Source organism: Streptomyces sp. NPDC093225, assembly GCF_044753805.1.
Taxonomy (GTDB): domain Bacteria; phylum Actinomycetota; class Actinomycetes; order Streptomycetales; family Streptomycetaceae; genus Streptomyces.
On sequence record NZ_JBIVNX010000010.1, the window covers coordinates 156,678 to 180,442 of the forward strand.

Consider the following 23,765-nt stretch of genomic DNA (forward strand, 5'->3'; position numbering starts at 1 on the left):
TCCCGTGAGGTGGGGTGGGGGAGGAACGAGCCCACCCTTGCGCGTCCAGGGCCTGCGGTAATGGGTCTGCGGCTGCCTTAACGTTCCGCCCTCACCCACCCGGCTCAGTGCGCGGAGGCGTACGCCACGAAGCCGGCCCAGGCGGTGGCGCCGAAGGTGAGGTGGGGGCGGGTGACGTCCTTGGAGTCGCGGACGTGGATGGTGGCGGGAGTGGTGGCCACTTCGACACAGTCGTTGATGTCGCTGCTGTCGCTGTAGCTGCTCTTGAACCAGTGGAGCTCGGGCTCACGGATCATGTCTCTCCCAGTACCTGCTCAATGAAGGCCAGGGACTCCCGGGGCGTGAGAGCCTGGGCCCGGATGATGCCATACCGCAGCTCAAGGACCTGGAGCTGCCTCGGCTCCGACACCGCTCGCCCGTGGAAGCTGCCCTCGGCCCGTCCTACAGCCGTGCCGTCACCGAACTTCAGCACCTGGATCAGACCGTCCATTCCTGCGTGCTCCTCGCAGTGGGTCGGCATCACCTGGAGCGTGACGTTCCGCAACGTCGCGACCTCTAGCAGGTGTTCGAGCTGTCGACGCACCACCATTGTCCCCCCGATGCGGCGTCGAAGGGTCACCTCTTCTTGGACGAAGCTGAGGGTGGGTGCTGGAGAGCGCCTGTAGATCGACTGGCGTGACAGACGCCCGGCGACCCCTCGCTCTATCTGCTCCGGCGTGTGGGCCGGCTGTGCCATCTGGAACAGGGCGGTGGCGTACTCCTTCGTCTGAAGCAAGCCATGCAAATTGTGGTTTCCGTAGGCCAGTAGCTCGACGGCTTTGGCCTCCAGCTTCGCCAGGTCGCGCACCGGCTTCGGATATCGCGCCGTCTCTACGTCCTGCTTCATGGCGGCAATGCGACCTCCCGCCTTCAGGGCCCTGTCCGCCTTGTCCAGGTACTCCGGGCGCGGGATCCGCGTGCCGCCCTCGACCTTCCGGACCAGGTCCTCCCCGTAGCCCATGGCCCGCGCGAGGTCGGCAACGCGCATCCCCGCAGCCTCCCGCCACACCTTCAACTGGCGCCCCACGGCAGCCACCACGGCCGCGCCCTGCTCGTCGTCCGGATCGACGTCCCAGCCGGACTCGTCCCTGTCCTCGTCGCCCTCGCTCATCCGCGCACCTCCCACGTGCCGACAACCTCAACGGCGCCGTACCCCTCCCGGCGCTCCGGACAGGCAGGACAGGACCGGACAAGCACCGGACGGTCTCCGTACACACGGGCGCCGTCACTGTCCACGGTAGGCACGCGTCGCCACGCTGAGTGACATGAATCTCGAAAGTCGCGAGCTCCTCCTCTTCAGCGTGCAGCTGTCCTCGACCCCGCGCGGCGCCCGCCTCGCCCGCCTTCTCGCGGTCGAACAACTCCGCTCGTGGGGGCTGCCCTTGGGGGATCCGGCGCACATCGTCGCCGAGCTCGCCGCGAACGCCATCACCCACGGCCGCGTCCCCGGTCGCGACTTCCAGCTCGGACTGGCTGTCTACGCGGACACGCTCCGTATCGAGGTGGCCGACACCCGGGCCGACCGGCTGCCGGCGGAGGGCGGGTCGGGGCTCGGACTGGTGCTCGTACGGGAGCTGTCCGACCGGTGGGGAGTCACCCTCGGGCCCGCTCCGCGCAAGACGGTGTGGGTCGAACTGGCCGTTCGAACCGCGTCGTGAGGACGTGCGTCCCGGTGGTCCGCCGGGCGGTCGCCCCCGGCGTCAAAAGACCAAAGAACCGGGGGAAAGAAACCAGACCAACCCCTCCAGCCTCCCCGTTCCGGCCGTGATCGCTCGGATGGGTGAACTCTGCCAACTCGGCTGGATTTGGAGTGGGTTGGCGGGCATATGCTCGCGCCACAACCGCAAACATGAGACGGCCCCCGGCGGGACTGGCATCCCGGCCGAGGGCCTGATCCACGAGGAAGCGATACCTTCCCGATGGTCTTCCAGAAGCCTAACGCCGGCACGCCCGCGTCGGCCCGGATTCCGGCCCGAACCGCTCGATCCGGTGGCCTTTCCGGCGTCACGCACTCCAACATCCCCCTTACGAGCCACTTCACGGTCGTCGCCAACCAGCTCGCCCAGCACGCGACCCTCTCGCTGCTGGCGATCGGCGTGGCCGTGCACGTCCAGTCGCTCCCCGAGGGCACCCCGGTCAGCATCAAGGCCCTCGCCGACCGCTTCCCGGAGACCGAGCACCGCATCGGCCGGGCCCTGCGGGAGCTGGAACAGGCCGGCTACCTGCGCCGCTCCCGCCTCCGCCTCCCCGCCGGCCAGGTGATCACGCGAACCGTGTCGTACAACGTGCCCTTGGGCGTGGTCCCGCCGGAGCCGCCGGAGTCCCCGGACCCGCCGCCTCCGCGCCCGCCGAGGCCGCCGGGCCCGAGGAGGCCCTCCCGCCCGCAGCCGGGGCCCGAGACTGCCGGTGAGCCGGCGCGGATCGCCCCGGACCGGGAGCCGGCCTCGGACTCGGGCTCGGCCCCCGGCCCGGCCTCGGGTCCGGCTTCAGACCCGGACCCCGCCCCAGAACCAGCTCCGCAGAGCTGTCAGCCCCAGCCCGACACCCGGCCCGAACCCGGATCCGCCCCCGAACGCCCGAAGCCGACGGACCGACCCCACTGGACGGGCTTCCCGACGCTCCTCCAGCGCGAAGCCGCCCACCTCCTCGCCGGCCTCCGCGCCCGCGAGCCCCGCCTCCTCCTCGCCGAACGGGACGTGGAACGCCTCGTCCCCGACGTCGTCCGCTGGCTGGAGACCGCCCCGCCCGAGGCCGTCCGCCGCTCCCTCACCGCCGACGTCCCGCCCGACCTCCGCAACCCGGCCGGCCTCCTCGCGTACCGCCTCAAGGCCTCGTTCCCGGTCCCCGTACCGCAGCGCCCGCCCCTCCCGGCGGGGCCGCTGCCACCGGATCGCCTCGTCCACCCCTTCCAGACCTGCGACGGCTGCGACCGCGCCTTCCGCAGCTCCACCCCCGGCCGCTGCCGCTCCTGTACCCACTCTCAACCCGAGGCCGCCTGACGTGATCGCCTCCCGCACTGCGTACATGGCCATGCGCCGACTCGTCGAGTCCCTTCCTGACACCGTCCCGGGCCTGATCGAGATCACGTGGGAGGGCCTGGTGCACGACATGCGCGCACCCAGTGCACCCCACGAACTCAGTACCGCTCTTCTCCGTCGCCGATGTGACGCAGTCCTTCCGGACGGGCTGGTGGCACACGCCGGGCGACCGGACGTCGAGGGCGAAGAGCAGGGCATCCTGCGAGTGCCGGACATCGTCCTGATCGCCGAAGCCGACATGGAAGGCGAGGGTTCCTTCGACCCCCGCACCCTCATCGCCGCGCTACGCGCCGTGAGCCGTGCCCGACGGCAGGCCCGTCGGACGGGACTGCCGGGGGCGCTTGCGTCCGGCAGTGGCGGCGATCAGGGCGGAGAGCGCGGCAGTGGTGGCGAGGCTCGCCACCGTGATCATGCCCACGCCGATCACGAAGAGGCCGCTGGCGTCGTCCGACCAGTCGTAGAAGGCGGCGAGGGTGAGACCGGCCGTGGTGCCGAGCGAGGCGGCCACGACGTGGTGCCGGGACGCGGCCCAGTACAGCGGTACCAGCAGGGTCAGGACGAGCCCGATCACCTGCCACGCCTCGTAGGGCCCGGTGACGGAGCCGTCGGGGTGCACGTCACGGTGCTGGTCCCAGCCGAGCCAGACGGCCCAGGCGGTGGCCGACGCGACGACGAGCGGCAACGGAGCGAGTTTCAGCAGTCTCTGGCGCATGGCCCAAGCGTCCCGAACGGTCCCGCGCCGGGGGAGGGCGTACGTACTCACCTCCCGCTGAGTAGCCGGACGCCCCACGGCCCCGATGCCCACGGCCGGCTACCGGTGAACCCCCCTTTGCGGCGCGTGGCGCGCCGCGAAGGGGGACGCGCTCACAGCCAGCCGCGCTGGGCGGCCTTGAGACCCGCCTCGAACCGGCTGGTCGCGTGCAGGCGTTCCATCAACCCGGCCATCTGCCGGCGCACGGTGCGCAGCGAGACGCCGAGGCGCTTGCCCGCGGCCTCGTCCGTCAGTCCCGACGCCAGCAGCTTCAGCAACTCGCGCTCGCCCGCGCTGATCCCGTCCTCCGCCGGCTGCCGCCGGTCGGCGCCGAGCGGTACCGCGGTCTCCCAGGTCTGCTCGAACAGCGTGACCAGCGAGGCGACGATGCCCGGTGCCGTCGTGCACAGCGCGCCGAGACGGGAGTTGGCCGGGTCGATCGGGACGACGGCCGTCGTCCCGTCGAACACCAGCAGGCGCGGCGGCAGCATCGGGCTGGTACGCACCTGGCCGCCGCGCTCGGTGGTCCACTGGGCGTAGGCGAGCGTGGCCGGGTCGTTGCGCGCGCTGTCCTGGTAGACGGCCCGCAACTCGACCCCGCGCGCCAGGGCGCGTTCGTCCAAGGGGCGCGAGGCGTCGAGGCTGGCCTGGGACTGGGCGCCGCCCGGGATGATCGCGAGGCACTGCTCGGTGAGGCCGTGGGTCAGGATCTCCAGCCGTGCCTGGATGGCGTCGATCCCCACCAACCGCTCGGTGCCGTCGGTCTCCGTGTTCGGCCGCAGGCCGGCGAACGCGGAGATGGCCCGCGCCGCTGCGGTCTTGTTCGCGGCGAGTTGCTGCTGGCGCCGCGCGAGGTCCTCCTCCTGTCGGCGCAGGATCAGCTCCAGGCCCACCTCGGGCGAGACGGCGCGCAGCCCGCCGGAGGTCTCGCGCGAGGAGGTCAGGAGGTTCAGGTCGGCGAGTTGGTCGAGCGCCGCCCGTACGCGGGCTTCCGACAGGCCGAGCCTTGCGCCCAGTTCGGCCAGCCCCTCCGACGGGCACTCCAGCATCCCCCAGTACACGGCCTCTACGTCCCCGTCGAGCCCCAATGCTTCCAACATGCCCAGCTCCCCCAGCTGTTCCGTGGACGGACAGGTCAGACCGTCCTCGGATGATCCTAAGCAACCCCCGGGATGCCGCTCGGGAGGCACCAAGGTGCCAGGCAGCAGGGTGCCAGCCGGAACCCCTTCCGGGCCCCTGACCTGGGCGGCAAGCTATTGATCACCGGGACGGCGGGGCACGGACGCCCCACCCGAGGCCAGGGACGAAAGGCCGGACCGGAGCAGCGCGCAGCACCCGCACCGCAACCGCCTTCGCATTCAGGGGATCCCGTCATGTCTCGCTCTCGCACCGCGCACCTCGTCGCTGCCGCCGGCCTCACCGCCCTCTTCTCGGTGGGTGCCGCCTCCGTCGCCGCCGCCGCGCCTGCCGCCGGTACCGGCGTGATCGGCTGGGACTCGTACCGCCCGGTCTCCGCCGGCGCTCCCGTCATCGGATGGGACTCCGCGGCCGCCGACAAGCGCGTGATCGGCTGGGACTGACGACTTGTGCGGGTGATCCAGGCATCGCTGCAGCGCACGCTGCCCGAACCGGCCCCCCAGGGGTCCTCCCACCTCATCCATGACCTGCTCTGGGCGCACGCCACCCAGGCGGACGGTCTGGAGCACATCAGGCCCTGTCCCACCGAGCACGGCCTGAACCTCTACTTCTTCGTACGGGCCCACTGCGACACCTCGGCCCTCGAGCAGGTGCGCACGCTGCTCGACCGGGCGGACACGCCCATCGCCGCACACGGCTACACCGTCGCGGCCCCCTGACCCGACGGTCTCTCATTAGCCTTACCTGCGGTTGGCGATCAGATCCGAGCCACCTCCGCAGCTGGGCCGGCCACGGCGACGGCCGCTTCGCGGGCCCCACCACCTCGACGGGCGGCTGGTAACCGGCCTACGCGCTCGGGCTCGGGCGGGTCGGGGGGCGTGGCCTGGGGTGGGGCTTACGGCGTTGGGGTTGGGCGGGGTCGTGGTGGGTGGGCGGTGTCGGGCCTGTCCGCCTGCCGAGGGTTTCCGGGCCGGGTCGGGGCGTCAAGGGCGCCCTTCGGGCGTCGCCTGCGGCGATTGCGCTGCGCTCCACCCTTGACCCCCCGACCCGGCCCGGAAGGGCAAAACCTCGGCGGACAGGCCCCGGAAAAGACGCCCGGGGCAGGTGTGAAGACTCCGGCCTGTCGAGTCCGGCCGGCGGGGTCAGCGCCTCGGATCGCTACGCCCCTCCGGTTCGGGTGGCGGGTGCGGGTGGGTGGGGGCCGGACATAAGCCGCCCACGATCGCTACGCCCCACCGGGCGGTTCGGCGGGGGCGGGCCGGTCGTGGCCTTGGGCGTCCCGCCGTTCCCCGTGCGCCGAGGTACGGGCCGGCGGGAGGACGGCATCCGGGATGAGGCCCCTCTTGTCCTGCTCCGGCCGGTGCGCCACGGACATGCTCCTGAGAGCTTGGGGGTGCGCTCCGCCGGAGGAGTGAAGGCGGTCCGCGCGGAGCGGGCGTCCATGGCCGAATTGGATCAAGGGAATTCGTCACGTGTGGACGGATTCGATCCAAGGGAGCTGTTCATGGCCAAATCGATGGTTTTCGGCGAGTTGGAGCTCGCCTTCACCGATCAGTACAGCTGGCGGTGGGACGACGAGAGCACGGGAGGCAAGTACTACGTGAGCTTCTGGCACCCCAAGCCGCCGGAGGGGTTCCATGCGCTCGGTTCGGTCGCGCTGCCCGCGTGGGGGGCGGAGAACCTGCGCCCCGACGCCAGGTCCACGGTCAAGGAGCACGTGGTCTCGCTGTGCGTGAAGGACGGTCCGGCCGAGGCGAGCCAGGGGAAGAAGCCACCGCTGGTGCACCCCGAGGACTACGCCGTCGTGTGGAAGGACGTGGGCAGCGGTGGCAAGCACTACGGCGCCTGCTGGCGGCCGGTCGCGCCCGGCGGCTACGTGGCGCTGGGCTGCGTCATGTCGGAGAACACCTACGACAAGCCCGCGCTGACGGACGTGATGTGCGTGCGGGAGGACCTCACGCACATGGCGGACCTGAAGTGGGCCTACGAGGACAAGGGTACCGGCGCGAAGGACTACTTCAGCGTGTGGGCGAACCAGGTGCCGCCCACCTACTTCGACGGAACCGACGATGGGCGCCGGGCACTGGTCGCACCGAACACCTTCACCGCAGCGTCGAGCTGGGACGAGCCCTCCCGGGGGGCACCGGAGCGGCGGGTCCTGTGCGTCTCGATGCCGGTGGAGGAGAAGCCGCACCCGGACACGTTCCCGGAACTGACGAACAGGAACCGACCGGCCGACCGTACGCCGGAGGCCACGGTCAACGCGGTGTGGGTGCCCTTCATGGCCGTGAAGGACGACGAGCAGACGGCGTCCTGGAAGCTCAAGAACTCCCCGTTTTACCGGATCGAGCGCCGGGCGTCGTGGTACATGCACCGGTTCATCAACAACACGACGAGCATCCCGCAGTCCGCTGCGGAGACCGTGACGGTCGGCGTGGAGAAGGAGAGGAGCGACACCTTCAGCGTTGAGGTGGGCATCTCCCTCAGCGCACAGGTGGGCGTCAGCTCGGGCGTCGCGAGCGCCTCGGTCACCACCACCTACAGCCTGGCACTGGGCTACTCACGCAGCACCGCGACCAAGAACCTCGAATACAAGGCGGTGACCCACACCCTGACGGCGCCCCCGAACAAGGCCGCCGCCATGTGGGTCGGCGACCACACCATCCAGGTCACGCGTCAGGACGGCACCTTGGTCGGCACACCCCTCACCTTCCACGGGGACAGCACGCACTTCGACGAGTTCCCCAACTAGGCGGGCACCACGGCACCACCGGCGTAGGCCCCCGCGCCGGCGCGGGGGCCTGCCTCTGCGCCGGCGGCTGGCCACGGGTGGGCCCCAGGTGTTCGAAGGGTCGTACGATGCCCGCCATGGATGGCGCACACGACGACTGCCGCTGCGGGCTCTGTGGGCAGCACGAGGAACCGCAGGTCGGCGGGGGGCGGCGGGTGGAGTACGTGGTGGTCGAGATCCGTGGCGCCACTGCGCACTACCAAGCCGCCGATGACTCGTCCGGCACCTTCAAGACCGGGGCCGACTTCTTGTCGCGGGAGCTCGGGATCGACCAGGCCGATCTCCTCGGCCGGCACTACAGCTGCTGGGTGACGCCCACCGAGTACGGCGTGATCGAGAACCGCTTCGAGCTCTCCTGACACCCCTCTCTTCCCGTTCCGTGGTCCGAACCTGCCTGGGGCGGAGGGGAGGGTCGTGCGGGGTGCTGTTCGTCCCTCTGGGGGAATCCGTATCGGTGAGGTGCGGCGAGGTGTCGAGAAACGGCGGGCGGCTCCGACGTCTCCTGTGCAAGCGGCCCGCACGGGGCGAAGCACGGAGGAGACGACCATGAAGTATCTGGTGATGGTGCAGGGCGCGCAGGCCGACTACGACGCGATGAACGGCAAGGCGTCCGCGCAGAGCCCGGCCTGGAGCGAGCAGGACCTGCGGGCGATGTTCGCCCACATGAACGCGATCAACGACGACCTGGCCGAGAGCGGGGAGCTCGTCGACGCGCAGGGGCTGACCGAGCCCGGCCGGACGCGGTTCGTCACCGCGGACGGGCAGGGGCGGCCGGTCGTCACCGACGGGCCCTACGGCGAGACGAAGGAGGTCCTCGCCGGGTACTGGGTGCTCGACTGCGCGAGCCTGGAGCGGGTGACCGAGATCGCCGCGCGGGTGACGCAGTGCCCGCAGCCGGCCGGAGCCCCCGTCTACCCGGTCGTGATCCGGCAGATCGACGAGAGCGGCGGCGCGGACCTCGGCGGCGGTGAGGCCGCTTGACCGCACCCGCGACCGTCGAGGACCTGCTGCGCCTGCACGCGCCGCAGGTCCTCGGCGCGCTCGTGCGCCGGTACGGCCACTTCGACGACGCCGAAGAGGCCGTACAGGAGTCCCTTCTCGCCGCCGCCGACCGGTGGCCCCGGGACGGCGTGCCGGCCAACCCCCGCGGCTGGCTCATCCGGGTGGCCTCCCGCCGGCTGATGGACGCCCTGCGGTCGGAGGCGGCCCGCTCCCGCAGGGAGCGGGCCGCGGTCCGCCTCGCACCGCGCGAGGTCCGGGCCGCCCCCGCCGACGACGACACCCTGACCCTGCTGTTCCTCTGCTGCGACCCGGCGCTCCCGCCGCCCGCCCGGGTCGCCCTCACCCTGCGCGCCGTGGGCGGCCTGACCACGGCCGAGATCGCCCGCGCCCACCTGGTCCCCGAGGCCACGATCGCCCAGCGCATCAGCCGTGCGAAGGCGAAGCTGAGGGACCACCCCTTCCAGCCCCCCGGCCCGCAGGACCGGGACTCCCGCCTGGCCTCGGTGCTCCAGGTCCTCTATCTGATCTTCAACGAGGGCTATACGGCCACCTCCGGACCGGCCCTCCACCGTGCCGAGCTCGCCCGCGAGGCGATCCGCCTGACCCGGGCCGTCCGCCGCCTGCTGCCCCGCGAGGGTGCGGTGACGGGCCTGCTCGCCCTGATGCTGCTCACCGAGGCCCGCAGCGCGGCCCGCACGGGCCCGGACGGCGAGCTGGTCCCCCTCGCCGAACAGGACCGGAGCAGGTGGGACCGGGCGGCGATCGCGGAAGGGACCGCCCTGGTCGAGGAGTCCCTCGGGGAGGGCCCGCCCGGCCCGTACCCACTCCAGGCCGCGATCGCCGCCCTCCACGACGAGGCCACGGGCCCCGACACCACGGACTGGCCCCAGATCCTCGCCCTCTACGACGTCCTGGTCGCCCGTTCGCCCGAGGGCGACCCCATGGCCGAACTCGGCCGCGTGGTCGCCCTGTCGATGGTCGAGGGACCCGGAGCCGGCCTGACGGCCCTGACCGCGCTGGAACCCGGGTTCCCCCACACCCACCGCCTGGCCGCCGTGCGCGCCCACCTCCTCGAACGCACCGGTGACCGCAAGGCCGCCGCCGAGGCCTACCGCGCCGCCGCCCGCACCACCCTCACGCTCCCGGAACGCCGCTACCTCCAGACGCGCGCCGCCCGCCTGGACCCCTGACGGGCGCCCGCTGACCGGAACCGTCCGACGCCGGTTGCGTCCAGCGGTGGGCCCTTCCGCCCGGTTCGGCGGGCCGGAAGACTACTGATCACCGGCAGGGAGGGCCACCGGGGCCCGGCCCGGCCGGGACTTCGACACCGAAGGCCCTTGCGGGCGTACGAGCCGGATCCCAGGACTCCGCTGCTCACGCCACGCCGTGCCGAGGGCTGCTCCTGCAGGGCAGCCAGGCGGCGCGCGGTCAACGGGGGGATCCACACCGACGCCTCGCGAGCCCACGCGCTCGTCCGGCATGCCACCGAACTGGAGTGACCGTGTCCGCTACCCGCTTCCGCCTCGCCGCTTCCGCCGCCGCCACCCTGCTCGCCGCCTCCGGCCTCGGCATGCTGACGGGCACCGCTGCCCACGCCGACACCCTCGGCGACGCCATCGCCGCCACCGCCGCCGGCCAGCTGGGCAACAACGCCTGCGGAATCGGGGGCTACTACGCCCCGGGCACGAACCAGACCTCCAGCTGCTCCGGCGGCTCCACCGCCCACGCCTGGTGCGCCGACTTCGCCGGCTGGGTCTGGTCCCGCAACGGCGTCAGGAACCTCGGCACGCTGAACAACCTCGCCAACAGCTTCCAGACCTACGCGAACAAGTACGACGGCGGGCTCTCCTCCACCCCGCACGTCGGCGACGCGGTGTTCTTCCACCCCAAGGGCTTCAGCGGCACGTCGTACGACCACGTGGCGATCGTGACCGCAGTCAACGGCGACGGCACCATCAGCTGGGTCGGCGGCAACCAGGGCGGGGCCCCGGGCAAGGTCACCCGCAACTCCGGATCCGCCCAGATCGGCGCCCACCAGTGGACCAGCGGCGGCTACTCGGTCGGCATCGCCGGCTACGCCAGCCCCGTCGGCGCCACCACCCCGCCGCCCACGCCGGCCCCCGCCCCGGCGCCGGGCGTCACCGACGCCGCGCCCGCCGTGGTCTACAACACCGACACCAACACGGCGGAGGCGTTCGCGATCGGCACGGACGGCGTGCTGTCCCACGCCTACAGCACCGACGGCGGCGCCTGGAGCGAGTGGAGCACGATCGACTCCTCCTTCCGCTTCACCGGCCGCCCGACCGCCGTCTACAACCCCTCCAACAAGACGACCGAGGTCTTCGCCGTCGGAACGGACGGGGTGGTCTCCCACGCCTACAGCGTCAACGCGGGCCCGTGGAGCTCCTGGAGCACCATGGACGACGGCTGGAAGTTCACCGGCTCCCCGTCCGCGGTCTACAACCCGGCCGTCAACGCCGTGGAGCTGTTCGCCGTGGGCAACGACGGCCTGCTCAGCCACAAGTACTACGCGAACGGCGCCTGGTCGTCCTGGAACACCATGGGCAACTGGAAGTTCGTCGGGTCCCCGACGGCCGTCTACGAGCCCGGCCTGAAGACCGCCGAGGTCTTCGCGATCGGCTCCGACGGCGTGATGTCGCACTCCTACAGCACGAACGGCGGCGCCTGGAGCGACTGGAACGCCCTGGACTCCTCGTTCCGCTTCACCGGCTCCCCGTCCGTGGTCTTCAACCCGGACACCAACACGGCCGAGGCCTTCGCGATCGGCTCCGACGGCGTCCTGTCCCACTCCTACAGCACCAACGGCGGCAGCTGGAGCGGCTGGACCACCCTCGACAGCACGTTCCGCTTCGACGGCACCCCGTCGGCCGTGTACAACACGACGACCAAGGCGGTCGAACTGTTCGGCACCGGCACCGACGGCAAGCTGAACCACGCCTACTACATGGGCGGCGCCTGGTCCGGCTGGGAGACCATGGGCGACTGGAAGTTCGCCGGCTCCCCCGCGGCCCTCAACGAGCCGGGCGGCCGGGCCGCCGAGGTCTTCGGCATCGGCACCGACGGCTCCGTCAACCACTCCTACAGCGCGAACGGCGGTCGCTTCAGCAGCTGGTACTCGGTCGGCACCTGGAAGTTCGCCACCAACTGACCCTCCCGCCCGGCCCCGTGCGCCGGCCGTGCCACCGTCCCTCTCCCCCCTCCGGGACGGTGCGCCACGGCCGGCGCACGGGCGTTCCGACTCCGTTCCTCCACACGCCCTCCCTGAACGGAGGGGCCAGTTTCGGACTTTCGGTTTTCGGCCGTCCTTCCGTACGGTCGGGCCGGTCGGACGGCGGACGCGATCCGCGGCTGCGAGGCGCAACCGCATGCGAACGCGCCGTCGTCCTCCGTGCGGACCTGTTCGAGACCCGAGAGAGGAACCCCGTGCGAATAACCCGTAGGGCGTTCGTACCGACCGCCGCGGCGGTCCTGCTCACCGTGACGGCGATGGGGGCGCAGGCCACGGCCGCGACCCCCGCCGCCCCGGCCGCCGTCACCGCGAAGGCGTCCCCCGCCCCGGTGGCCGGTGCGACCAGCGCCGCCACCGCCGACGACGCCACCATGGCCGCGGCCGCGGCCTACTGGACCCCCGAGCGCATGCGGAACGCGATTCCGCTCGACTCGGCGCCGCAGGCCGCCGCTCCCGCGGCCCGCGAGGCGGCCGCCGCCGAGCGCCCGGTGGCCGGCAGCCCGTTCACCGTCGAGCCCGTCGAGCCCACCGTGGCCGACTCCGGGCGTCCGGAGCGGGACGCCATGGCGTCGATCCCGTCCTCCAAGGCCGCCGGCAAGGTGTTCTTCCGGAACCCCAAGGACGGCCGCAACTACGTCTGTTCCGCCAGCGCGCTGAACAGCCGCTCCCGGCAGCTCGTCACGACCGCCGGTCACTGCGTCCACGGGGGACGCGGTGGCAAGTGGATGACGAACTGGGTGTACGCCCCGCGCTACGCCAACGGCCGCGCGCCCTACGGCGTCTTCCCGGCCAAGTCGTGGCGGACGTTCACCGCGTGGATCACGAGCAGCAGCTTCGCCCGTGACGTCGCCATGGTCACCACCGCCAAGGTCAACGGCCGCAAGCTGGTCAGCGTCACCGGCGGCCACGGCATCTCCGTGAACTACGACCACACCCAGAACGTCTACGTCCTCGGCTACCCGAGCAACAAGTACCGGGGCGAGGTCCAGATGTGGTGCCACGGCAACACCCGGCGCGAGACGGGCTCCAACCGGCTGGCGATCCGCTGCACGTTCGGCCCCGGCGCGAGCGGCGGCCCCTGGCTGCGCAAGTACAACACCCGCACCGGCCTCGGCTACGTCAACAACGTCATGAGCACCTGGAACCCCAACACCGGCTGGAACCAGGCCGCGTACTTCGACACCGCCGTCCTGAACCTCTACAAGGCGCAGGCCAACGTCACCTGACCGGCCCCCGGCGCGGTCACCCGGTTCACACCGGGCGCAGCGTCCAGCGCGCGTAGCGCTGGTTCCACCGGGACGAGGGGAACATCGCGAGCACGGGTGACCCCAGGCCGATGTTCCCCATGTAGAGCGACCGGTCGTCCGCCTTGGTGGTGAAGAACGTCCCGTCCCACCCGAAGCGTTGGTTGTTCTGGAAGCTGCAGTCCCAGAGTTCGACCGTGGCGAGGTCGTACGGGTTCGCGCCCGCGAGGTCGAGGCACTTCTCGTTGAGATCGCTGCGGATCTGGTCGCCCACCCAGTGCCAGTGCTGGTTGGCGCCGCCGTTGCACGTCCACATGTGCACGGCGGCGCCGGCCTCGGGGTTGGCGTCGGCGACGTCCAGGCAGTTGTCGTTCACCTGGCTGCGGATCTCGAAGCTGGTCTGCAGGGGCGCCCGGGCGGGTTCCTCGGGTGCTCGGGGGGTGCCGGCGGCGGCCGCGGGGATCACCGCGGGGACGACCGCCCCCGAGGTCATGACCAGGGCCGTCACGGCCCCGAGAAACCTTCGCACGATGCGCTCCTCCTCAACAGCGGGCCGTACGGCCGCACAGCCGTCGACATCACCGCACCCGAGGAGCCGCAAACGGTTCGCCCACCCGAACCGCCCGATCCGCCGATTTCCCCGAAAACCACACGACCGTCAGCCGGCCAGCGCCTCGCGCAGGCGGCGCAGCCCCTCGCCGATCTCCGCGGGCGTGTGCGTCGTGAACGACAGCCGCAGGGTGGCCGGGTCCGGCTCGCTCGCGAAGAAGGGCGCCCCCGGGACGTACGCCACGTCGCACGCCACCGCCGCCTTCAGCAGCTCACCGGCGTCGTGACCGGCCGGCAGCCGGGCCCACACGAACATGCCGCCCTCGGGCCGGTTCCACACCGAGCCCGCCGGCAGGGCCTCGCCCAGCCCGGCCAGCAGCGCGTCCCGCCGCTCCCGGTAGGCCCCGCGGACCTTGTCGAGGTGCACCTCCAGGTCCACCGCCGCGAGGTACCGCGCGGCGGCTATCTGGTCGATGGTCGAGGTGTGCAGGTCGGCGGACTGCTTGGCGCGTGCCGCCGCGCGGCGCAGCGCGGCCGGGGCGCGCAGCCAGCCGAGCCGGAGCCCCGGCGCCATGATCTTCGAGAAGCTGCCGAGCAGCGCCGTACGGTCCTCCGCCCCCGGGTGGGCCGCCAGCCAGGGCACGCGCTCGCCCTCGTAGCGCAGGTCGCCGTACGGGTCGTCCTCGACCAGCCACAGTCCGAGCCGCCCCGCCAGCGCGGCCACGGCCGCCCGCCGCTCGCCGGGCAGGGTCCGGCCGGTGGGGTTCTGGAAGGTCGGGACGGTGTAGAGCAGTTTCGGCCGCTCCCGCAGCACGAGTTCCGCCAGCGCGGCCGGGTCGATGCCGTCCTCGTCGCAGGGCACCGGCACGACGCGGACGCCCGCCATGCCGAAGCACTGGAGGGCGGCCAGGTAGGTGGGGTTCTCCACGAGCACGGTGTCCCCGGGCTCCAGCAGGGTGGTGGCGATCAGGGTCAGCGCCTGCTGCGAGCCGGTGGTGATCAGCACGTCGTCGGCGGCCGTGGGCAGGCCGTGCGCCGTGGCGCGGGCGGCGACGGCCTCGCGCAGCTCGGTCGCGCCCTCGGTGACGGAGTACTGCAGGGCCCGGCCGGCGCAGTCCGCGAAGGCGGAGTCGTACGCGGCCCGCAGCCCGGCCGCGTCGAAGAGCTCGGGCGCCGGCAGGCCGCCGGCGAAGGAGATCACGCCGGGCCGCTCGGTGAGGGCCAGGATCTCCCGTACGGGCGAGGCCGCGACCGAGGTCGCACGGGCGGCGAACGGGGGCAACTCAGCGCGCACGGGGGCTCCTTGGCGGTGTGGGGGCTCGGCGTCCAGTCAACCGGCCGAACGCGCGGCCGGACAGATGGCCGACACCCTAACCGAAACATTTGTATCTGCCATCTATTTGTCCAGGACCCGGAACGGAGTGCCGCTGGAGCCGCTCGGGCCCACCCCCTCCCCATCTGACGCACTATCAGCTAAACCGGTCCCATGACCCCACGCCGCGAGAACGACGCAGAGGACACCCGCCCCGAGACCTACGCCGAGCTGGCCGCCGTCGGCCCGTACGGCGTGCACCCGGGGCACGCGCTGATCACCATGGTCGAGCCGCACCCGGGCCACGAGTACGCGTACAACCGCTGGTACGAGGACGACCACTACTACGCCGGCGCGATGGCCATGCCCTGGATGTACGCGGGCCGGCGCTGGGTGGCCACCCGCCCGCTCCAGGAGCTGCGCTACCCGGAGAAGTCGGCGGTGGCCCAACCGGTCACCGCCGGCTGCTACCTCTCGACGTACTGGGTGACCGAGGGCCGCTACGGCGAGCACATGAAGTGGACCGTCGGGATCAACAAGCGGCTCAACCGGGACGGCCGGGTCTACCAGGACCGCACCCACGTGTTCACGTCCTTCCAGGACCACGGGGCCACGGTCTACCGGGACGGGGCGGCCGGCCCCCGGGACTTCCACGCCCTCGACCACCCGTACGCCGGGCTGGTCCTCCAGGTCATCGACGCGGAGGGCCCGGAACGGCGGGCCGAGCTGCTGGAGTGGCTGCGCTCGCGGCACCTGCCGCGGCGGCTCGCGGGCGGGCCCGCGGCGATGGTCACGATCTTCCGGCCCACCCCGCTGCCGGGGGACCGGATGACCTACGTGAAGCAGGTCGAGGGGGTCGACACCCGGCTGACGCTGCTGTGGTTCCTGGAGCGCGATCCGCGCGAGGTGTGGACGGATCGGTTCACCGGCCTGGACGCGGAGGTGACCGCGTCGGGGCTGGGCCGGGTGGAGCTGGTGGCGCCGTTCATCCCGACCGTTCCCGGCACCGACCGGTACGTCGACCAGCTCCGCTGAGGCCGGTAGGCCGGCCACCCGCGCCGGGACACGGCCGAGCCCCCTCGGCCAGGACGGCGGACCAGTCGAGAGGGCTCATGTGAGTACCGTGTCGTGACGGTCGTCCGGGGTTGCGCCCGGACGCTCAGCCGAGGTGCCCAAGCGGGCCCCGGGTCACTCCGGCGACGAAAGAGGTCCACGAGGTGGGCGCGAAGGTGAGGGACGGGCCGTTCGTCACCTTCGAGTCCTGTACGGCGATCTCCGCCACGACGGGGGACTTCACTTCGACGCACGCGCCGTTTCCAGCGGAGTACGAGGACTTCGTCCAGTTCTCCGTGGCGCCCTGAAGAATAGCCATGTTCACTCCGGTCCAGCGTGTCGTGTTGATGTGGCGCCAACCTGTTCTTGATTGGCGTGATCGACGCTACTCGCCGGGCCGCTCGGGTGAAGCGGCCTTTCACTCGACCGGATGGCATATTCCAGATGGGGCTTCCGTGCTCACCCGTTCCTCGTGTACCGTGCGGCGCTCTTGTCGTGGGCCTGTCCGGTCGCCGTCCGGTCCCCGGCCGGAGACGGGGGGCCGGACGGCCCGGTCACGCCGCGAACGGCCTGGTCGGCGCGGTCACCGGCCCGCGCGCTCGTGCTCCTGGATGGTCTTCGCGATGAACGCCCGGGTCTGCTCGACGTTCAGCGCCTGGGCGCGCAGGTGCTCGTACATGACGCTGTACTTCTGGACGTCGTTGGCCTTCTCCAGGTAGAGGTCGCTCGTGACGCCCTCGATGTAGACGACGGTCGAATCCGCGGCGTCCGGGAACTCCAGGATCGCGTACTGGCCGTTCACGCCCGGATGGGCGCCCATGCTGAACGGCATCACCTGCACGGTCACGTGCGGCAGCTCCGACTGCTCTATCAGGTGCCTGAGCTGGTTCGCCATGACCTGCGCGTCCCCGACGCGGCGCAGCAGCGCCGCCTCGTCGATGACCGCCCACAGGCGCAGCGGGCCGCGCTCGGTCTCGTTCTCGGAGTCGGAGACACGTTCCTGCCGGCGCATCCGCACCTGGACCCGTTTGTCGATGTCCGCCTGCGCGGTCTCCGGAAGCGCGCCTCGGATGATGGCGGTGGCGTACTCCGGCGTCTGCAGCAGCTCCGGGATGATCTGGGGCTCGTACACGCGCAGCGAGGCGGCGTCGGTCTCCAGGCCGATGTAGACGCTGTACGGGATGTCGCCGAAGGCGTGCCACCAGCCCTGCTGGCGCGAGTCCTTGGCCATCTGCATGAGCGAGTCGACCAGGCGGCGGTCGTCGACCTCGTACACCTCGCACAGGTCGCGGACGTCGCGCTGGCTGATGGAACGGCGGCCGTTCTCCAGGCGGCTGATCTTCGACTGGGACACCAGGAGGCGCTCGGCGACCTGCTCGGCCGTCATGCCCTTGTCCTCGCGGAGCTTGCGCAACTCCATGCCCAGTCGGCGGCGTCGGACGGTGGGATTGACATTGGACGCCACGGGAACGGCACCTCCGGTCTGCGTTTCAGTCTGTGTTTCGGTCGGTCTGCGTTGTCTTCGTGTCTGTTTGTAGCGTCTGCGCGGTACCTCTGCGTATCCGCTGATCAGCAGATTGCCACCGAACTGCCGGGCGGCGCTGGGAAAGTCGCAGGAAAACGCAGACGCGCGGGGCGGCGGGGACCGGCTGTCCGGCCCCGCCGCCCCGCGCGTACGGGCGTGCGGTCGTGCTGCGTTGCGGTGCTACGGCGTGACGCGGGCCGATCGGCGGCCCGGGGGCGGACGACCGGTCGACCGGTGGGTCAGCGGTGGTTCAGTGGGCGGCGGCCCGGGCCATCGCCGCGCCTCGGCGCGGTTGCATGGGCACGCCCGCGGCCGGCCGGCCGGGTGCCGCCTGCGCGGGATGCGCAGCGTGCGCGGCGGCGCGGCGCGGCTGTGCCGCCACACCGTTCTGGACGTCCATCACGGCGTGCGCCACGAGGCCGCCCATGGGGTCGTGCCGGATCAGGTCCCGCAGCCGGGACCTGGAGGAACGCCCCTCGTTGCCGGGGTAGAGGTGCTTGCCGAGACCGACCGCGTGGGCCAGTGCGGCGAGCGCCGCGGTCCGCGGGTCCGGGGGTACCCCGGTGCGGATCGCACTGTCCAGCCGGGCCCTGATCTCCCGGCTGATCGCCGTGTCCGTCGCCTGGTAGCGAGTCGTCGGCAGCACCCCGCACATCTGGCCGGCCACGGCATGGACCATGCCGCACCGTTCCAGGTGCGAGAGGTACGTCTGGCGGAGCCCCAGCCGGGGTCCGCCGATCCAGTGGACGGCCCTCACCGGGCTGCCGCGACGGCGCAGCAACTCGAGTGCGGAGTCCAAGGTCGGATCTCCTGTCGGCCGTGGCATCACCACGGCGATACGATCCCCGTCTGGGGCTATCCGTCCTGCCAGAGCCAGCTCTACTAGCTGGGCCCCGGCAAGGCCGAGGTCGAGCGACTGCGGCTGCGCCGTGGTACCCGTGGTCGGGTCCAAGGCGAGCAGCAGAAGCTCCTCCGGAAGTGTTCTGCGGCTCCTGCCCATCCATGCCTCCCCGCGTGGATGAATGACAGGGTGACCCCTCTCACATTCATCTGTCGAGAGTGCCTGGTCGCTTTGTGCGGGAACCGGCAGCTATGTCGTTCTCGTCTAGCGCGGGGGCGATGCCCCCGAGACGGGACACTGTTAGCGGTTCGGACAGTCGGACAGCGAACGAGGAGGAAGTGGTGGCGGGCGAGTCCCCCGACAAGTCGGTACAGCAGGGTTCGTCGGGGTCGGCGAGGGTTCCTGAGGACCAGGATCCGCGCCTCTCGGCCTTCCATCCGACCCCTGCGGCGCCGTCCGACCCCGCCGGTTCCGGGGACGCGGACGCGGATGCGTCCGGTTCCGCGGAGTCCGGTGACGCGGACGTGGACACGGACCCCGGGGCGGGTTCCGAGGCGGCCGCCGATGCGGGCGCCGGTACGGACCGCACGGACGACGCGGACGACGCGGACGACGCGGACGACGCGGAAAGCGCGGACGGCGGTGAGGACGCCGACGTGACCGCCGGGTCCGCCGCGGACGCCCGCGCGGACGACCGGGACGCCGCGGACGTCCGGGAGTCCGGCGACGTCGACGCCGGTTCCGCGGTTGCCGAGGCCTCCGCGGCCTCCGAGGACCGCGAGGCCGCCGAGGAGCCCGCGGCCGGGGCTTCCCCCGCCGCGGGCGCCACGGACGCCCAGGACCCTGCCCAGAAGGCTGCGGAGGAGTCCGCGGAGGAGTCCGCCGCCCCGTCCACCTCGACGCCGGAAAAGGCGGCCCCGAAGGGTGACGCCGCAGCTCCCGCCGTTGACCGTCCGGCCGCCGCGCCGGCCGAGGGGGCCGGCCCGGGCCCCGAGGCCGGGTCCGACCCCGAGCCCCGGACCGGTCCGAAGCCCGACGCGGAGTCCGACTCCCTCCCCGAGCCCGAGCCCGAGTCGGACGCGAAGTCCGACGCGAAGCCCGAGCCCGACTCCGACGCGAAGCCCGGTTCCGACTCCACGCCGGCGCCCGGCTTCGACGTGTTCGCCCCCCGCGTGCGGCAGGGCCGGCCGGTCGGCGATCCGCGCGTGGTGCCCGGACAGGGCGGTGCCCCCGGCGACCAGGCGGCCCGCGAAGCCGCCCGCGAGGCCGCCGTCGCCGCCGGGACCGGCCGGCCCGTCGGTACCGACCGGACCGATGCGAATGCGAAGCCGGAGGCCCGTGCGGCCGACGAGACGTCCGTGTTCACCCGGGTGCGCCCCGACGCCCGCAAGGCACCCGCGGCCCCCGCGGCCCCCGCGGCCCCCACCGGGCCCGCGGCCCCGCAGCGCCCGGCCGCCCCGGCCGACGACGAGTCCGAGCGGACCGCCGTCTTCCGCGTGACGAAGCCCCCGGTCGCCCCGAAGCCCGCCCCGCCGGCCGAGGACGAGTCGGAGCGGACCGCCGTCTTCCGCGTCGCGAAGCCGCCGACCGCCCCGAAGCCCGGCACCCCCGCCCCGAAGCCCGGCACCCCCGGCGCCCCGGCCGAGGACAAGGCCACCGCCGTGTTCCGCTCGCCGGTGCGCCCGGACGGCACCCCGCGCCCGGGCGCGGACGCCCCCGCCCCCGGCACCTCCGTACGCCCCGACGGCTCCCGCCGCCCGAAGCTGCCCGACACCCCGGGCACGGGCACGGGCAAGGGCACGGGCGCCCCCGGTCGGGACCGCGACCGGGCCGCCGCCGACCAGGGCCCCGCCCGCGGCAGCACCTTCGTCCCGCTCAAGGGCGACGGGGCCCCGCCCGTACGCGACCCGCGCGCGACGCCCGGTGCCCCGAAGCCGGCGGCCGGTCCGGCCGCACTCTCCGAGGCCGAGCGGACCAAGCAGCAGCCGCTGCCGCCCAAGCCCCCGCTCGAGCTCCTCGCCGAGCTGTCGAACAACCCGCCCCCGCCGCCCAGCCCGCTGCGCACGGCGGCCCGCCGCGTCAAGATCTGGACCCCGCTGGTGGTCCTGCTGGCGGTCGTGTTCGTCGTCGTGCAGCTCGTCCGGCCGCTGCCGGACCCGCGCCTGGTGATGACGGCGGAGGGGTCCTACACGTTCGCGGGTGGGAAGCCGGACCTGCCGTGGCCGACCCAGGAGGGCTCGCAGGCCTTCATGGCGGCGTCCGGCCTGGGCACCGTCGGCTCCTCCGGCGAGCAGAAGCCGGTTCCGATCGCCTCCGTCACCAAGTCGATGACGGCGTACATCATCCTTCGCGACCACCCGCTGAAGCCGAAGGAGAAGGGCCCGATGATCGACATCGATCAGACGGCCGAGGACGAGGGCCAGAAGGACAAGACGGACAACGAGTCCACCCTCAACACCGTCCGCAAGGGCCAGCAGATCTCCGAGTACGACGCGATCGCCGCACTCATGATCCCGTCGGCCAACAACATCGCCCGGCTGCTGGCCCGCTGGGACGCCGGCTCCCAGGAGGCGTTCGTCAAGAAGATGAACGACACCGCCAAGGAGCTCGGGATGACCAACACCACCTACACCGACCCCTCGGGCCTGGACGCCACCACCGTCAGCACCGCCGAGGACCAGGTGAAGCTGGGCCTGAAGCTGGTCGAGATCAAGGCGCTGACCGACATCACCCGGCTGCCCAAGTGGACGGACCCCTCCGGCAAGTCCTGGCGCAACTGGAACGACCTCGTGCCCTTCAACGGCGCGCTGGGCATCAAGACCGGCTCCACCACGGCGGCCGGCGGCAACCTGCTCTTCGCGGCCCACAAGAAGGTCGGCGGCACGGACCAGCTGATCGTCGGCGCGGTGCTCGCCATGCACACCTCGCACATCCTCGACGACGCCATCGCGGCCAGCAAGAAGGTCATGCTGGCGACGCAGGACATGCTGCAGAACGCCAAGGTCGTCAAGAAGGGCGACGTGGTCGGGTACGTCGACGACGGCCTCGGCGGGCGCACCCGGATCGTGGCCACCGCCGACGTGGAGGCCGTCGGCTGGCCGTCCGTCAGCGTGGACATCAGGCTGAACGCGGGCTCGGTGCCGCACGCGGCCAAGGCCGGCACCCAGGTCGGCACGCTGACCGTCGGCTCCGGCCGGAGCCAGGTCAAGGTTCCCGTCGCCCTCGAGGGCGAGCTGGCCGAGCCCGGCTTCGGCAGCAAGCTCACCCGCGTCGGCTGACCCACCGCCGACCGCACGCGCCGCGCGGTGCTCCGGGCAACCCCGGAGCACCGCGCCGCGTCTGACCCCACACACCTCAGCAGCGCACGGGAGGGGCCCCGAGTGACGGCCACCGAGCACATCGACCCGGTGTCGCCCCCTGCCCTGCCCCCCGCGCCCCGCACCCCCGGCCCGCTGCGCCGGCACCCGGTGCTCGCCACCACCGCGCTGGCGGCCGTCCTGCACGTGGTGTGGTTCTTCCTCCTCGCCAACAGCGGCGGCGACCTGGCCGCCCAGGACGCCTGGGCCGAGTTCGTCGGCCGGCACCCCGACTCGGCGTACAACCTCGCCTGGTACGGCGGGATGCACCCGGTCTCCTACAGCGTGGTCTCGCCGTACGTGATGTCCCTGCTGGGCGTCCGTACGACGATGATGCTCGCCGGCACCGCCTCCGCGGCCCTGCTCACCCTCGTCCTGTGCCGCTGCCGCGGGGCCGTGCGCGATCCCCTGCCGCCCGCGCTGGCGGGGGTCTTCGCGCTGCTCTGCAACGCGCTCTCCGGCCGGGTCACCTTCGGCCTGGGCCTGATGTTCGCGCTCGGCGCCGTGGCCGCCGTGTTCTGCTGGCCCCGCAAGTGGATGCACCGCCGCTGGGGCAAGGCCGCCGTGGCTGCGCCGCTGGCCGGGCTGGCCACCGCCGCGAGCCCGGTGGCCGGGCTTTTCCTCGGCATCGTCGCGGCCGCGCTGTTCCTGAGCGGGCGGCGGCCGGGGGCGTACGCGGTGGGCCTGCCGCCGGTGGTCGTGGTGGGCCTGTCGGCCTGGCTGTTCCCCTTCTCCGGCACGCAGCCGCTGTCGGTGGGTTCGGCGTCCCTGCCGTTCCTGTTCGGCGTGCTGGTGCTCCTCCTGGTGCCTCGGGAGTGGACGACGGTGCGCGTCGCGGCCGGCGTGTACGCGGCCGGGGTGCTGCTGTGCTGGCTGGTCGACTCGCAGATCGGCTCGAACGTCACCCGCTTCGCGATGCTGTTCGCGGGCGTGGTGCTGCTGGCCGCCGTCCCGTACACGGTCCCGCGGACCCGTCGCCGGTACGCCCTGCTGGCGGCGTTCCTGGGGCTCAACGCCTGGATCTCCGTCAACAGCGTCAGCGACGTCGTCCGCACCACCCCGAAGGCCGCCTGGGCCCGCGAGCTGGCCCCGCTGGTGGACCGGCTGCAGAAGGCCGGGGCCGAGCGCGGCCGGGTCGAGGTGGTGCCGGTCAGCAGCCACCGCGAGTCCTCGGCGATGGCCACGTACGTGAACCTGGCCCGCGGCTGGAACCGGCAGGCGGACCTGGAGCGCAACCCGCTCTTCTACGACGACACCCTCGACGCGGACAACTACCGCGAGTGGCTCGACCGCTGGGCCGTGCACTACGTCGTCCTCCCGCAGGACCCGCCCGACTCGGGCGGCAAGGACGAGGCCGCCCTCATCCGGGCCGGGCTGCCCTACCTCAAGCAGGTCTGGGCGGACGAGAACTGGCACCTGTACGAGGTGACCGCGCCGACCCCGCTGGCGGACCCGCCGGCCACCGTGCGCCGGGCGGACGCGGGCGAACTCGTGGTGGACGTGAAGGCGGCCGGGCGGGTGCTGATCCGGATCCCGTACTCGCCGTGGCTGGGCCTGGTGGACGAGCGCGGCAAGGGCGTCGAGCCGCCGCGGGAGACGGACGCGTCGAAGGCCCGGGACGGCGACCCCCGGGAGTTCGTCAACGTGGCCGGGTGCCTGCTGCGGGCGCCCGAGGACGACGACGGGGACGAGTGGACGGTGCTGCTCGCGCCGGCTCCGGGGGAGTACCGGCTGGCGGCCCCGTACCAGCTGCCGCGGGGCACGGCCTGCCCGGAGGAACTGGTGGGCCCGGCCCCGCGGCCGGAGCCGGCCCCCGGGTCCTGACCGACCGGGCCCGGGAACGGCTCCGCCGCCGGCCCCTGAGGGGGCTCGGCGGC

22 protein-coding genes are annotated in these 23,765 nt (G+C 72.6%); 13 read left to right on the forward strand and 9 right to left on the reverse strand.

What is annotated here, in order from left to right; all coding sequences use genetic code 11:
* Nucleotides 1-104 precede the first annotated feature (104 nt).
* Together ACIQCH_RS12350 and ACIQCH_RS12355 are read right to left on the reverse strand one after the other, a co-directional pair.
* Nucleotides 105-296, reverse strand: coding sequence for a DUF397 domain-containing protein (locus ACIQCH_RS12350; protein WP_402580592.1), 192 nt, complete (start codon nucleotides 294-296; stop codon nucleotides 105-107).
* Nucleotides 293-1,150, reverse strand: coding sequence for a helix-turn-helix transcriptional regulator (locus ACIQCH_RS12355; RefSeq protein WP_402580593.1), 858 nt, complete (start codon nucleotides 1,148-1,150; stop codon nucleotides 293-295). The genes ACIQCH_RS12350 and ACIQCH_RS12355 overlap by 4 nt, the downstream gene beginning before the upstream one ends.
* Nucleotides 1,151-1,304: 154 nt before the next feature.
* Between ACIQCH_RS12355 and ACIQCH_RS12360 the strand changes: the two genes are divergently transcribed.
* Together ACIQCH_RS12360 and ACIQCH_RS12365 are read left to right on the forward strand one after the other, a co-directional pair.
* A complete protein-coding gene (locus ACIQCH_RS12360) occupies nucleotides 1,305-1,697 on the forward strand; it encodes an ATP-binding protein (RefSeq protein ID WP_402580594.1) in 393 nt (130 codons plus the stop codon).
* 261 nt (nucleotides 1,698-1,958) lie between these two features.
* Complete coding sequence (locus tag ACIQCH_RS12365; protein WP_402580595.1) at nucleotides 1,959-3,038, forward strand: helix-turn-helix domain-containing protein; 1,080 nt, start codon at nucleotides 1,959-1,961, stop codon at nucleotides 3,036-3,038.
* A 322-nt stretch (nucleotides 3,039-3,360) separates the two neighbouring features.
* Here the strand turns inward: ACIQCH_RS12365 and ACIQCH_RS12370 are convergent, their stop codons facing one another.
* Together ACIQCH_RS12370 and ACIQCH_RS12375 are read right to left on the reverse strand one after the other, a co-directional pair.
* Nucleotides 3,361-3,789 carry a hypothetical protein gene (locus tag ACIQCH_RS12370; protein ID WP_402580596.1) on the reverse strand — a complete coding sequence of 143 codons (429 nt, stop codon included), beginning with the start codon at nucleotides 3,787-3,789 and terminating at the stop codon, nucleotides 3,361-3,363.
* A 152-nt stretch (nucleotides 3,790-3,941) separates the two neighbouring features.
* Nucleotides 3,942-4,928 carry a LuxR C-terminal-related transcriptional regulator gene (locus ACIQCH_RS12375; RefSeq protein WP_402580597.1) on the reverse strand — a complete coding sequence of 329 codons (987 nt, stop codon included), beginning with the start codon at nucleotides 4,926-4,928 and terminating at the stop codon, nucleotides 3,942-3,944.
* A 273-nt stretch (nucleotides 4,929-5,201) separates the two neighbouring features.
* Here ACIQCH_RS12375 and ACIQCH_RS12380 point away from each other — a divergent pair, with 273 nt between their 5' ends.
* From ACIQCH_RS12380 to ACIQCH_RS12415, 8 genes are all read left to right on the forward strand, one after another.
* On the forward strand, nucleotides 5,202-5,408 hold the full coding sequence (locus tag ACIQCH_RS12380) for a hypothetical protein (RefSeq protein WP_402580598.1): 207 nt from the start codon (nucleotides 5,202-5,204) through the stop codon (nucleotides 5,406-5,408).
* A 12-nt stretch (nucleotides 5,409-5,420) separates the two neighbouring features.
* A complete protein-coding gene (locus tag ACIQCH_RS12385) occupies nucleotides 5,421-5,684 on the forward strand; it encodes a hypothetical protein (protein WP_402580599.1) in 264 nt (87 codons plus the stop codon).
* Between the two features lie 785 nt (nucleotides 5,685-6,469).
* Complete coding sequence (locus tag ACIQCH_RS12390) at nucleotides 6,470-7,717, forward strand: Vps62-related protein (protein ID WP_402580600.1); 1,248 nt, start codon at nucleotides 6,470-6,472, stop codon at nucleotides 7,715-7,717.
* Between the two features lie 116 nt (nucleotides 7,718-7,833).
* Nucleotides 7,834-8,115 carry a hypothetical protein gene (locus ACIQCH_RS12395; protein WP_402580601.1) on the forward strand — a complete coding sequence of 94 codons (282 nt, stop codon included), beginning with the start codon at nucleotides 7,834-7,836 and terminating at the stop codon, nucleotides 8,113-8,115.
* 187 nt (nucleotides 8,116-8,302) lie between these two features.
* Nucleotides 8,303-8,737 carry a YciI family protein gene (locus tag ACIQCH_RS12400; RefSeq protein WP_402580602.1) on the forward strand — a complete coding sequence of 145 codons (435 nt, stop codon included), beginning with the start codon at nucleotides 8,303-8,305 and terminating at the stop codon, nucleotides 8,735-8,737.
* Entirely contained in the window at nucleotides 8,734-9,948 is a 1,215-nt protein-coding gene (locus ACIQCH_RS12405) for an RNA polymerase sigma factor (RefSeq protein ID WP_402580603.1), read from the forward strand. The genes ACIQCH_RS12400 and ACIQCH_RS12405 overlap by 4 nt, the downstream gene beginning before the upstream one ends.
* Nucleotides 9,949-10,259: 311 nt before the next feature.
* Nucleotides 10,260-11,927, forward strand: a complete 1,668-nt coding sequence (locus ACIQCH_RS12410) for a CHAP domain-containing protein (RefSeq protein ID WP_402580604.1) — start codon at nucleotides 10,260-10,262, stop codon at nucleotides 11,925-11,927.
* A 275-nt stretch (nucleotides 11,928-12,202) separates the two neighbouring features.
* The gene (locus tag ACIQCH_RS12415; RefSeq protein ID WP_402580605.1) at nucleotides 12,203-13,234 is read left to right on the forward strand and encodes a trypsin-like serine peptidase; all 1,032 of its coding nucleotides are present in this window, start codon (nucleotides 12,203-12,205) and stop codon (nucleotides 13,232-13,234) included.
* 25 nt (nucleotides 13,235-13,259) lie between these two features.
* Here ACIQCH_RS12415 and ACIQCH_RS12420 read toward each other — a convergent pair whose 3' ends face one another.
* Both ACIQCH_RS12420 and ACIQCH_RS12425 read right to left on the reverse strand, forming a co-directional pair.
* Nucleotides 13,260-13,781 carry an RICIN domain-containing protein gene (locus tag ACIQCH_RS12420; RefSeq protein WP_402580606.1) on the reverse strand — a complete coding sequence of 174 codons (522 nt, stop codon included), beginning with the start codon at nucleotides 13,779-13,781 and terminating at the stop codon, nucleotides 13,260-13,262.
* 129 nt (nucleotides 13,782-13,910) lie between these two features.
* Nucleotides 13,911-15,095 carry a PLP-dependent aminotransferase family protein gene (locus tag ACIQCH_RS12425; RefSeq protein WP_402580607.1) on the reverse strand — a complete coding sequence of 395 codons (1,185 nt, stop codon included), beginning with the start codon at nucleotides 15,093-15,095 and terminating at the stop codon, nucleotides 13,911-13,913.
* 192 nt (nucleotides 15,096-15,287) lie between these two features.
* Here ACIQCH_RS12425 and ACIQCH_RS12430 point away from each other — a divergent pair, with 192 nt between their 5' ends.
* The gene (locus tag ACIQCH_RS12430; protein ID WP_402580608.1) at nucleotides 15,288-16,148 is read left to right on the forward strand and encodes a hypothetical protein; all 861 of its coding nucleotides are present in this window, start codon (nucleotides 15,288-15,290) and stop codon (nucleotides 16,146-16,148) included.
* 124 nt (nucleotides 16,149-16,272) lie between these two features.
* Here the strand turns inward: ACIQCH_RS12430 and ACIQCH_RS12435 are convergent, their stop codons facing one another.
* The 3 genes from ACIQCH_RS12435 to ACIQCH_RS12445 all read right to left on the reverse strand — a co-directional run bounded on the left by ACIQCH_RS12435 (nucleotide 16,273) and on the right by ACIQCH_RS12445 (nucleotide 18,691).
* The gene (locus tag ACIQCH_RS12435) at nucleotides 16,273-16,485 is read right to left on the reverse strand and encodes a DUF397 domain-containing protein (protein ID WP_402580609.1); all 213 of its coding nucleotides are present in this window, start codon (nucleotides 16,483-16,485) and stop codon (nucleotides 16,273-16,275) included.
* Nucleotides 16,486-16,749: 264 nt separating this feature from the next.
* Nucleotides 16,750-17,631 (reverse strand): helix-turn-helix domain-containing protein, encoded by an 882-nt coding sequence (locus ACIQCH_RS12440; protein WP_402580610.1) that lies wholly within the window; start codon nucleotides 17,629-17,631, stop codon nucleotides 16,750-16,752.
* Between the two features lie 310 nt (nucleotides 17,632-17,941).
* Entirely contained in the window at nucleotides 17,942-18,691 is a 750-nt protein-coding gene (locus ACIQCH_RS12445) for a GPP34 family phosphoprotein (protein WP_402580611.1), read from the reverse strand.
* A 182-nt stretch (nucleotides 18,692-18,873) separates the two neighbouring features.
* On the opposite strand from ACIQCH_RS12445, the gene ACIQCH_RS12450 reads away from it, so the two are divergent.
* Nucleotides 18,874-21,810: a hypothetical protein gene (locus tag ACIQCH_RS12450; protein WP_402580612.1), complete on the forward strand. Its 2,937-nt coding sequence runs from the start codon at nucleotides 18,874-18,876 to the stop codon at nucleotides 21,808-21,810.
* A gap of 120 nt (nucleotides 21,811-21,930) precedes the next feature.
* Entirely contained in the window at nucleotides 21,931-23,712 is a 1,782-nt protein-coding gene (locus ACIQCH_RS12455; protein ID WP_402580643.1) for an MFS transporter, read from the forward strand.
* Nucleotides 23,713-23,765: the final 53 nt, after the last annotated feature.